11 protein-coding genes and 1 tRNA gene are annotated in these 9490 nt (G+C 65.3%); 6 read left to right on the top strand and 6 right to left on the bottom strand.

All coding sequences use genetic code 11. The features are described from left to right. Positions 1-26: 26 nt before the first annotated feature. From murA to ABFX18_RS06335, 4 genes are all read right to left on the bottom strand, one after another. Entirely contained in the window at positions 27-1355 is a 1329-nt protein-coding gene (murA, locus tag ABFX18_RS06350) for a UDP-N-acetylglucosamine 1-carboxyvinyltransferase (protein ID WP_090149698.1), read from the bottom strand. 128 nt (positions 1356-1483) lie between these two features. Further along, positions 1484-2086, bottom strand: coding sequence for a 3-isopropylmalate dehydratase small subunit (gene leuD, locus ABFX18_RS06345; protein WP_090148378.1), 603 nt, complete (start codon positions 2084-2086; stop codon positions 1484-1486). A gap of 3 nt (positions 2087-2089) precedes the next feature. Beyond that, on the bottom strand, positions 2090-3628 hold the full coding sequence (gene leuC, locus ABFX18_RS06340; RefSeq protein ID WP_346057769.1) for a 3-isopropylmalate dehydratase large subunit: 1539 nt from the start codon (positions 3626-3628) through the stop codon (positions 2090-2092). A 258-nt stretch (positions 3629-3886) separates the two neighbouring features. Continuing rightward, positions 3887-4939 (bottom strand): TerC family protein, encoded by a 1053-nt coding sequence (locus ABFX18_RS06335; protein ID WP_336661604.1) that lies wholly within the window; start codon positions 4937-4939, stop codon positions 3887-3889. 289 nt (positions 4940-5228) lie between these two features. Here ABFX18_RS06335 and ABFX18_RS06330 point away from each other — a divergent pair, with 289 nt between their 5' ends. After that, positions 5229-6017 (top strand): TIGR00645 family protein, encoded by a 789-nt coding sequence (locus ABFX18_RS06330; protein ID WP_346057768.1) that lies wholly within the window; start codon positions 5229-5231, stop codon positions 6015-6017. Positions 6018-6047: 30 nt separating this feature from the next. Then, positions 6048-6129, top strand: a tRNA-Leu gene (locus ABFX18_RS06325). A gap of 79 nt (positions 6130-6208) precedes the next feature. Here the strand turns inward: ABFX18_RS06325 and ABFX18_RS06320 are convergent. After that, positions 6209-7492: a tyrosine-type recombinase/integrase gene (locus ABFX18_RS06320; RefSeq protein ID WP_346057767.1), complete on the bottom strand. Its 1284-nt coding sequence runs from the start codon at positions 7490-7492 to the stop codon at positions 6209-6211. Between the two features lie 67 nt (positions 7493-7559). Beyond that, positions 7560-8120, bottom strand: coding sequence for a helix-turn-helix domain-containing protein (locus tag ABFX18_RS06315; protein WP_346057766.1), 561 nt, complete (start codon positions 8118-8120; stop codon positions 7560-7562). Positions 8121-8223: 103 nt separating this feature from the next. On the opposite strand from ABFX18_RS06315, the gene ABFX18_RS06310 reads away from it, so the two are divergent. The 4 genes from ABFX18_RS06310 (at position 8224) to ABFX18_RS06295 (ending at position 9483) form a co-directional block, all read left to right on the top strand. Next, the gene (locus tag ABFX18_RS06310; protein ID WP_346057765.1) at positions 8224-8433 is read left to right on the top strand and encodes a helix-turn-helix domain-containing protein; all 210 of its coding nucleotides are present in this window, start codon (positions 8224-8226) and stop codon (positions 8431-8433) included. Positions 8434-8527: 94 nt separating this feature from the next. Continuing rightward, entirely contained in the window at positions 8528-8761 is a 234-nt protein-coding gene (locus ABFX18_RS06305; RefSeq protein WP_208098290.1) for a hypothetical protein, read from the top strand. 5 nt (positions 8762-8766) lie between these two features. Next, positions 8767-9036: a hypothetical protein gene (locus ABFX18_RS06300; RefSeq protein ID WP_208098291.1), complete on the top strand. Its 270-nt coding sequence runs from the start codon at positions 8767-8769 to the stop codon at positions 9034-9036. Between the two features lie 9 nt (positions 9037-9045). Beyond that, positions 9046-9483, top strand: coding sequence for a protein-tyrosine phosphatase family protein (locus ABFX18_RS06295; RefSeq protein ID WP_341783080.1), 438 nt, complete (start codon positions 9046-9048; stop codon positions 9481-9483). The last annotated feature ends 7 nt before the right edge of the window (positions 9484-9490 follow it).

Genomic DNA, 9490 nt, shown 5'->3' with positions numbered 1-9490 from the left:
CCGCATTCGCAGGAGAGTTTCTGCGCTCAGCTCTCGTAGACGAAATCAGCGCCGAGCAGATGCAGCTTCTCGATGAAGTTCTCGTACCCGCGCGAGATGATGCCGAGGTTCGTGACCTTCGACTGGCCCTCCGCGGTCAGCGCAGCGATGAGATGACTGAAGCCGCCGCGCAGGTCGGGCACCTCGATATCGGCTCCGTGGAGTGGTGTTGGTCCGGTGATGACGGCGGCCTGCTCGAACTCCCGTCGCTTCACGCGACGAGTCGCGTCGTGCAGGCCCTCCTTGTACACCACGATGTCGGCACCCATCTTGACGAGGGCGTCGGTGAATCCGAACCGGTTCTCGTACACCGTCTCGTGGATGGTCGACTGGCCCTCGGCCTGCGTGAGCGCCACGACGAGCGGCTGCTGCCAGTCCGTCATGAATCCCGGGTGCACATCGGTCTCGATGGTGACCGGCTTGAGCGCACCACCCGGGTGCCAGAAGCGGATGCCGTCGTCGTGCACGTCGAAGTCGCCGCCGACCTTGCGGAAGACGTTGAGGAAGGTCATCATCTCTTCCTGCTCGACGCCGCCGACGAAGACGTCGCCCTTCGTCGCCAGGGCTGCTGCAGCCCAGCTGGCGGCCTCGTTCCGGTCGAAGATGGCCCGGTGATCGTACCCGCGGAGCTCCGGTACCCCCTCGATGAAGATCACCCGGTTGGGCTCCATCGAGATGATCGCGCCCATCTTCTGCAGGATGCAGATGAGATCGACGATCTCCGGCTCGATCGCCGCATTGCGCAGCTCCGTCTGCCCCTCGGCGAGGACGGCCGTCAGCAGCACCTGCTCCGTCGCTCCGACGGAGGGGTACGGCAGCTCGATGTTGGCTCCCTTGAGACCGTCGGGCGCGGTGAGGCTGATGCCGCTCGGCAGCTTCTCTATGACGGCGCCGAAGTTGCGCAGCGCATCGAGGTGGAAGTCGATCGGGCGATCGCCGATCCGGCATCCGCCGAGATCGGGGATGAACGCCTCGCCGAGGCGGTGCAGCAGCGGTCCGCAGAAGAGGATCGGAATGCGCGACGAGCCGGCGTGCGCATCGATGTCGGCCTGGTGGGCCACCTCGACGTTCGACGGGTCCAGGCGCCACTCGCCGCCCTGCTCGCCGCGCGTGATGAGCACACCGTGGAGGGCGAGCAGCCCGGCCACGACGCGCACGTCGGAGATGTTGGGGACGTTGCGCAGCACGCTCGGCGTCTTACCGAGTAGTGCGGCGACCATCGCCTTCGTCGCGAGGTTCTTCGCGCCGCGCACCTCGATGCGGCCCTTCAGCGGGCGGCCGCCGTTGATGATGATCTCGTCAGAGGTCAGGCCCACACGGGCGCCCGCCTTCTGCGCGTCGAGCTTGCGCCCGGCGGCTTCCGATTCTTCCGTCGACACGGCGGCCGCCTCCTCGGGCGCCTCCGCTTCCGTCTCCAGCTGGGCCTCGTTCACTGTGTGCTTGGTCATTCGGCCTCCACGGGGGTCGTTGTCGGCATCCAGTTCGGGCGGTTCGCCTCGAACCTGGTGATGGCGTCCGCGTCGCGGAGCGTCAAGGAGATATCGTCGTGCCCTTCCATCAGGCGCCAACGCGTGTATTCGTCCACTTCGAAGGGAATCGTGAGCGCGCCCGCGGTGATCGTGCAGTCCTCGAGACTCACCGTGACGCTCATTCCGGGATCGGCGTCGATCGCGGCCCAGATCTGCTTCACTTCGTCCTCGGTCACCTGAGCCGCGAGCAGCCCCTGCTTCCCCGAGTTGCCGCGGAAGATATCCGCGAAGCGGGGCGAGATGACGACCCTGAAACCGTAGTCGCGAAGCGCCCACACCGCGTGCTCGCGCGACGAACCCGTGCCGAAGTCGGCGCCGGCGACGAGGATCTCAGCGCCTTGGAAGGCGGGCTGGTTCAAGACGAAGTTCTCGTCCTGCCGCCAGTGGGAGAACAGCGCGTCTTCGAAGCCGGTCTTCGTGACCCGCTTCAAGAACACTGCGGGGATGATCTGGTCGGTATCGACGTTCGATCGCTGGAGCGGCGCGGCGATGCCAGTGAAAGTCGTGAACTTCTGCATGGTTCAGGCTCCCGCCTTCTCGGAGACGGGCATGATCGGAATACGGCGACGCACGGGGAGGTCGGACCCCTCCGGAGCGTCGTGGGAGATGCCCTTCGCGAGGTCGTCCTGCAAGTCCCACGGGCTCGACAGCGTGCCTCGGATCGCGGTCGCCGCTGCCACGAGCGGCGAGACCAGATGCGTGCGCCCGCCCTTGCCCTGACGCCCCTCGAAGTTTCGATTCGACGTCGACGCGCATCGTTCGCCCGGCGCCAGCTGGTCCGGGTTCATGCCCAGGCACATCGAGCAGCCGGCGAATCGCCACTCGCCGCCGAACGCCTCGACGATGCGGTCGATCCCCTCTGCTTCGGCCTCGGCGCGCACGCGGGCCGACCCGGGGACCACCATGAGCCGCACGCCCTCGGCCTTCTGCTTGCCCTTGATGATCTCGGCGAAGGTGCGCAGATCGTCGAGACGGCTATTCGTGCACGATCCCATGAAGACGGCGTCGACGGGGATCTCCTTCATCGGCGTCCCCGCCTCGAGATCCATGTATTCGAGCGCGCGCTCGGCGGCGGCGCGCTCGTTGGGATCAGCGATCGCATCGGGATTGGGCACCGATTCGCTGAGCAGCACGCCCTGCCCGGGGTTCGTGCCCCACGTCACAAACGGTTCGAGCGACTCGGCGTCGATGAACACTTCCTTGTCGAACACGGCGCCCTCATCGGTCGGGAGCGTCTTCCAGTACGCGACCGCGTCGTCCCAATCGGCGCCGCGCGGGGCGTGGGGGCGGCCCTTGACGTACTCGAACGTCGTCTCGTCAGGGGCCACCATGCCCGCACGTGCGCCGGCTTCGATCGACATGTTGCACATCGTCATGCGACCGTCCATCGAGAGACCGCGGATCGCGGACCCGCGGTACTCGAGCACGTAGCCCTGGCCGCCGCCGGTGCCGATCTTCGCGATGACGGCCAGAATGATGTCCTTCGCGGTGACACCGGGCCGCAGCTCTCCCTCGACGTTGATCGCCATGGTCTTGAACGGCTTCAACGGCAGGGTCTGCGTCGCCATGACGTGCTCGACCTCGCTGGTGCCGATGCCGAACGCCAGAGCGCCGAACGCCCCGTGGGTCGAGGTGTGGCTGTCACCGCACACCACGGTGATTCCCGGCATCGACAAACCCAACTGCGGTCCGACGACGTGCACGATGCCCTGTTCGCGGTCGCCGAGGGGGTGCGCCCGCACACCGAACTCGGCGACGTTCTGCCGCAGCGTCTCGATCTGGAGACGGCTCGTCGGGTCCTCGATCTGCCGCGTGATGTTGACGGTCGGGGTGTTGTGATCCTCCGTCGCGATCATCAGGTCGACGCGGCGAAGCGGTCGCCCTGCGACGCGCAGACCGTCGAACGCCTGCGGACTCGTCACCTCGTGGATGAGGTGGAGATCGATGTAGATGAGATCTGGCTGGCCGTTCTCCCCCTTGACGACGACGTGGTCGTCCCAGAGTTTCTCAGCCAGGGTGCGTGGCCGTACGGTCGACTCCGACGCAAACTGCTCGCTCATGTGTGCTTCTCTTCCCGGTTCTGTGCACTCAGCACTGTGCTGTTCAACACCGCGCGGCACGAATGTATTTCGCGAGCTTCGACGCGGTGGATCGACCATGCGAGAACTCCGCGACGGGCGGCCGATGGACTAGACCCCGTCGCGGCTGTGAAGAAGCAGAGCCCGCGAACGCATGGCGAGAGTCTATCACCGCGCGATGCGGAGTGCCCGATGCGGCCGAGAAGGTGGCGGCGCCGATGACGAGCCACCACCGCTTTCCTAGTGGCGGTTGGCGCGATCGTGGCCCTGCGACGGCTTCTCCATGGGCTCGGCGGCGCCGAGGTGCAGGTGCTCGCCGCGCGCACGAGCCTCGCGATTCGCCTTGATCACGCTCGCCACTGTAGCCACCAGCATCGCCGCGACGATGAAGCCGAGCGACATCCACGTATTGATCTCGGGCACCGGCACGTGCTCGCCGCCGTTGATGAACGGCAGCTCGTTCTCGTGCAGCGCGTGCAGGATCAGCTTCACGCCGATGAACGCCAGGATCGCCGCGATGCCGTACTTGAGGTACTCCAGCCGCTCGAGCAGACCGCCGAGCAGGAAGTACAGCTGCCGGAGGCCCATGAGGGCGAACACATTCGCCGTGAACACGATGAAGGGGCTCTGCGTGATGCCGAAGATTGCGGGAATGGAGTCGAGGGCGAAGAGGAGGTCGGTCACGCCCAACGAGATGAGCACCAGCAGGAAGGGGGTGAACATGCGCTTGCCGTCAACCGTGGTGCGCAGCTTGCCGCCGTCGTAGTGGTCGCTGAAGGGCAGCACCTTCTTGACCTGTCGGATGACCCAGCTCTCGCCCTGCTCGTCGTGCCCGCCCGGCTTCACCTGCTGCCAAGCCGTCCAGATCAGCCACGCGCCGAAGATGAAGAAGATCGCGATGAAGCGTTCGATGATCGCGGCGCCGACCAGGATGAACGCGCCGCGGAAGATCAGTGCGAGCACGATGCCGATCATCAGCGCGCGCTGCTGGTAGGCGCTCGGCACCTTGAAGCTGGCGAGGATCAGCACGAACACGAAGAGGTTGTCGATCGAGAGGCTGTACTCGGTGAGCCAGCCCGCCAAGAACTCCGTGCCGTGCTGCACATCGCCCAGCAGGAAGATGGCGCCGGCGAAGATCAGTGCGAGCAGCACGTAGAAGCCGACCCACAGGCTCGCCTCGCGCATGGAGGGGACGTGGGGACGACGAACGATCAGGGCGAGGTCGATGACGAGGATCACGACGAGCGCGATCATCGAACCGATCTCGAACCAGAGCGGGAGAACTGAAGTCACCGTTGTGTACTTCCTTACGGCTGGGGCGCGGGGCGCACGGCTGGGCCGAAAGTCTCTTCCCGGCGCCCGACTTCCGTCGCATGCGCCGCGCCCGCACCGGCGCCGCTGCGGAGCGACGCGTCTTGACGACACGGGCGAAGTGGAATACTCCCTTTCGCTCCCGCCATCCTAGCCGCGTTGCGGCTCGGTGCCGATCCCCCGGCCCCCGAATCCACATCCGTGCTGCGCTAGCATATGGTGCACTTCATCAGCATGCGGTGCACTCCACCAGCACGAGAGGGCCACCCACGTGAGCAAGCGACCCAGCATCACCGAACGCAGCGCGCAGGCCGGTCCGGGGCCTGCTTCGCGCACACTCGCCGCCTTCATCTTCGCGAGCCGCTGGCTCCAGGCGCCGCTGTACCTCGGCCTCATCGTCGCGCAGGCCGTCTACGTCGTGCTCTTCTTCGTCGAGCTCTGGCACCTCGTCGAGAACGTCATCGCCACCGGGCACATCACCGAGACCGACGTGATGCTGAGTGTGCTCGCACTCATCGACATCGTCATGATCGCGAACCTGCTGATCATGGTGATCATCGGAGGCTACGAGACCTTCGTCTCGAAGATCCGCGTCCAAGGGCACCACGATGAGCCCGAATGGCTGTCGCATGTCAACACGAACCTGCTCAAGGTCAAGCTCGCCGTATCGATCATCTCGATCTCCTCGATTCACCTGCTCAAGACATTCATCGAGGTCGGACGGATGGACAACGGCGTCGTGCTCAACGCGGACGGCAGCGTGCTCTACTCGTCGGATGGCGTGATGTGGGAAGTCGCGATCCATCTCGCGTTCATCGTCTCGGCCATCGCGCTCGCGTGGATCGACCGCATGAGCCAGCACCACCCCACCGGAGAGACGGGCGGCCTGAGCGTCGGCAAGATCGAAGCCGGCCTGCGCGGCGACGAATCCCCGGCCGCCGTTCCCGTCGGCGCTCCTGCTCCTGCTCCTGCGCCTGCAGATGCAGGCTTCGTCACGGTTCGCCTCCCCGCAGGAACTCGCCTTCCCGAGGGCGCCGAGGTCCTGCCGAACGACCGATAAGGTGGTTCTCGGCCGGTCCCGCCGGCCCACGCGCGAGTGGCGGAATTGGCAGACGCGCTGGATTTAGGTTCCAGTGTCTTCGGACGTGGGGGTTCAAGTCCCCCCTCGCGCACGAATGGAAAATGGCCTCTGACCTGGGGTTTAGATCACCAGGTTGGGGGTCATTTTCGTGCCATGTGCTGAGATATGTGCTAAGCGTTCCCGAGATGGGCCGCGAAGCGGTCTGCTGCGGCTTTCTGCATCGTCGGGGTGACATGGCTGTAGATGTTCATCGTGGTGGTGATGGTGGAGTGCCCGAGGCGCTCTTGCACCACCTTGGGATGCTCGCCCAACTCCAACAGGAGTGTGGCGTGCGTGTGGCGCAGCCCCTTGATCGTGATCCTGGGGAGCGTCTTGTGTACCGTGGCGGTCCACTTCATGCGGCGATCCCACCGGCTCGTCATGGCGTCGGGCGAGCGGAGCTTGCCCTCGTCGTCACCGAAGACGTAGGCGTCGGCTTTGGCGAGGTCGAACGACACTTCGGCACGTGCGACCTTGTAGGAGGCGAGCACTTTGAGGGTCGCGGCGTCCACGTCGATCACGCGGGCGTTGCCCGTCTTCGTGGTCTTGGTGGTCGTCCAGTCCTCCGTGTTCACCGCCCGCCGGATGCTCACCCGCCCGGTTCTGGCGTTCACGTCGTTCCACTTCAACGCCAGCGCCTCGCTGCGCCGCATCCCCGTGTAGGCGATGAGTCGCCACAGCGGGAACAGCTCGTCTTTCAACTCGTCACGGTTCCAAGCGAGGAACGTGGCGAGCTGGTCGCCCGTCCACGTCACGATTTCCGGTTTCTGTGCGCGTACCTGCGAGGACTTGGGCGCGTTCACCGTGCGCTTCTTCTTCGCCGGGTTCACACTCAGCAGTCCGTCGTCTATCGCTGCGTCGAGCATCGCTCCGAGGACAACATGCACCTTGTGGATGCTGTTGGCCGACAACGGTTGCCCCTTGCCGTATTCGTCCTTGCGACCTGATTGTTCCAACTGGCGGTAGTGCGCGCCGATGCGGGTGGCGGTGAGCTTGTCGATCCTGATCTTCCCGAGGTCGGGCGTGATGTGGTTGCGGATGATCTTCCGGTACCCCTTGATCGTGGAATCAGCCAACCGCAGCGACGACGCCCAATCCTCGGCATACACCGCGATGGTCGGGGTTTTGCCTTGGAACTTCTCGTTCCGTGCCCGCTTCTTGAGCGCTTCGGTGAGCGCGGCCTGTGCTTCTTCGAGGTCGGTGAACCCGCCACGGGTCAACCGCTTCTCGCCCAGCTCGGGCTTCTCGGGGTCGATGAGCACATAGATCTGGAACTTCCACCGCTTCCCCTTACGGGTCTGATAGTCGCCCAGCGAACCCGCGTGCCGCGACCTCGAACGCCGCTGCTGTCTCTGTGTCACCCCCTCAGCGGGGTCTGCCACCACACTCGGCGGCGGGTCGTTGACTTGTGCCATAGCCCGGCTCCTTTTTCTCCTTGGGTTCACCCGCACCCCTGCGACACGGGTAGCTCTGCGACCCGGCTTACTCGAATGTGAGGGAAGCGTTCGGGTCGATCTGCAACAGCCTGCCGGTGGCCTCGGCTTCGCGTGCGGTCTGCCGGTCGTAGCGCTGCTGGTACACCTCGCGCGGGGTGACACCAACCTGGCCACGGTCGTACTTGGCGAGCATTTCCTCAGCCCAGTGCCCGGAACTGATCGCCAGGAACCGCTGCTCTTTCCAGTAGCGCACGAGGTCGTCGGTGGTGAGCTTCACGCTGCCTGCGACCCAGGCCTGTATCTCTTCGGGAATGAACAACTCCGGCACCCCCGTGAGCGTCACGGCCTCTGCGGGCGGGGTGAGCAACGCGGCGGGGGTGGTGCGGAAGATATAGGCGAGGGCGGTGAGGTCATCCACGTCCACGCGCCGGTCGCCGTTCTCGATCTTGCTGATCCCCGACGGGGCGAGCTTCCGGCCCGCCTCGGTCATGAGGCGGGCGGCGGTGCGCACGTCCATGCCGATGGCCTGGCGCGCGGTGCGGATGTTCTGGGCGACGTGCTCGTGGGTGATGCCAGCGGGATTCCCCCGCACTCTCTCTGTTTCCATACTAGGAACGTATATGCCGACTCTTGACTCGTCAAGTTCCATGATGTACTTTATTGGGATCATATGAATCTTGTTTAGGAACGGCTGGTGTGTGATGAGATCGGTGACGGTGACCCTGGATGATCTGCGGGCCTCGCGCAGCGCGGTCGTAACACGCGCGGAGGCAGCAGCGGCACTCGGCGTTGATCCGCGCACGATCACCGCGAGCATCGAGAACGGGGCTATCCCCTCCGTGAGACTCGGCCGTCGGGTCGTGATCCCGCGCGAGAAGTTCCTGCGCCTCTTCGACGCCGACGACACCCCCACGACGTAAAACTCTGCGGCGGTGCCGAATCGGCACACCCGCGCTATCTGAGTATTCACCCCGCCCACTCGACAAGGTAACTTGCGGCAAGTAAACTTGTGACATGGAATCAGACCCGCTCATCCTTGACAGTGCCCACCGGCACGGCGTCACGGATGCGGCGATGCTCCATGCGCTCCGTTACCCAGTCCGGCACTTCGTGCAAGACGACGCGATGACCATGTTCATCGGCCCCGACGAGACCGGAACCCTGGTCGAAGTCGGAGTCATCGAATGGCACGGCATCATCGCTATCGCTCACGCGATGCGTCCGGCCCGATCCAAGTATTTGAGGTGAACATCATGGCTCCACGCTCTATCGAAGACATCAAGGCACGCGCCGACGAGTTCGCGGACGCGTTCGAGAACTACGACCCCAAGCCCGGCGACGCCGACGCTCCGCTGCCCCCAGTCATGGCGGTCAAGCTCGCCGCCTGGCGGCGCGACTCCGCAGAACGAGAACTCGCCGAAGCGGTACGCACCGCACGCGAACAGCGGCTCTCCTGGCGCGAGGTCGGTGAAGCGATCGGCACCAGCGGCGAAGCCGCCCGCCAACGCTACGCCAGCGCCTAAGCTCTGCTCGTGGGGCGATGGGAGCCGGGTGGCGGCATTGTCGAGTTACCCGATGGTCGCCGCGTTCGAGGTCGCGGGCTTCGCGCGGCGCGCCATGACACCCTCGATCCTGAGTTCGGGGTCTATCTGACGGGTCGCGCTCCCCGTGTCGGAGATTGGCCGCACCAATGGGTGCGATGGCGTGACTTCCGACGACCGGACGGGACCCCGGAGACAGTCGCGGCGCTTCGTGAAGCGTATGAGCGAGCCGCCACGGAGCGAGTCGAGATTGCCTGCGGTGGGGGTATCGGGCGCACGGGAACCGCATTAGCCGTGCTTGCGGTGATGAGCGGTGTTCCCGCGAGCGATGCCGTTGCCTGGGTGCGAGCGCACTACCACCCGCACGCGGTAGAGACTCGCGGGCAACGACGCTGGGTGAGCGAAGTCGCAGCCGCCCTCATCGACTGACGCGAAC

This window comes from Leucobacter alluvii (assembly GCF_039530485.1).
Lineage (GTDB): Bacteria > Actinomycetota > Actinomycetes > Actinomycetales > Microbacteriaceae > Leucobacter > Leucobacter alluvii.
This window is presented reverse-complemented; position numbering and strand designations above follow the sequence as displayed.

Coding starts and splice junctions, on each gene's coding strand:
- leuD (WP_090148378.1), bottom strand. CDS start 2,086: ATGCAGAAGTTCACGACTTTCACTGGCATCGCCGCGCCGCTCCAGCGA.
- leuC (WP_346057769.1), bottom strand. CDS start 3,628: ATGAGCGAGCAGTTTGCGTCGGAGTCGACCGTACGGCCACGCACCCTG.
- ABFX18_RS06320 (WP_346057767.1), bottom strand. CDS start 7,492: ATGGCACAAGTCAACGACCCGCCGCCGAGTGTGGTGGCAGACCCCGCT.
- ABFX18_RS06315 (WP_346057766.1), bottom strand. CDS start 8,120: ATGGAAACAGAGAGAGTGCGGGGGAATCCCGCTGGCATCACCCACGAG.
- ABFX18_RS06305 (WP_208098290.1), top strand. CDS start 8,528: ATGGAATCAGACCCGCTCATCCTTGACAGTGCCCACCGGCACGGCGTC.
- ABFX18_RS06300 (WP_208098291.1), top strand. CDS start 8,767: ATGGCTCCACGCTCTATCGAAGACATCAAGGCACGCGCCGACGAGTTC.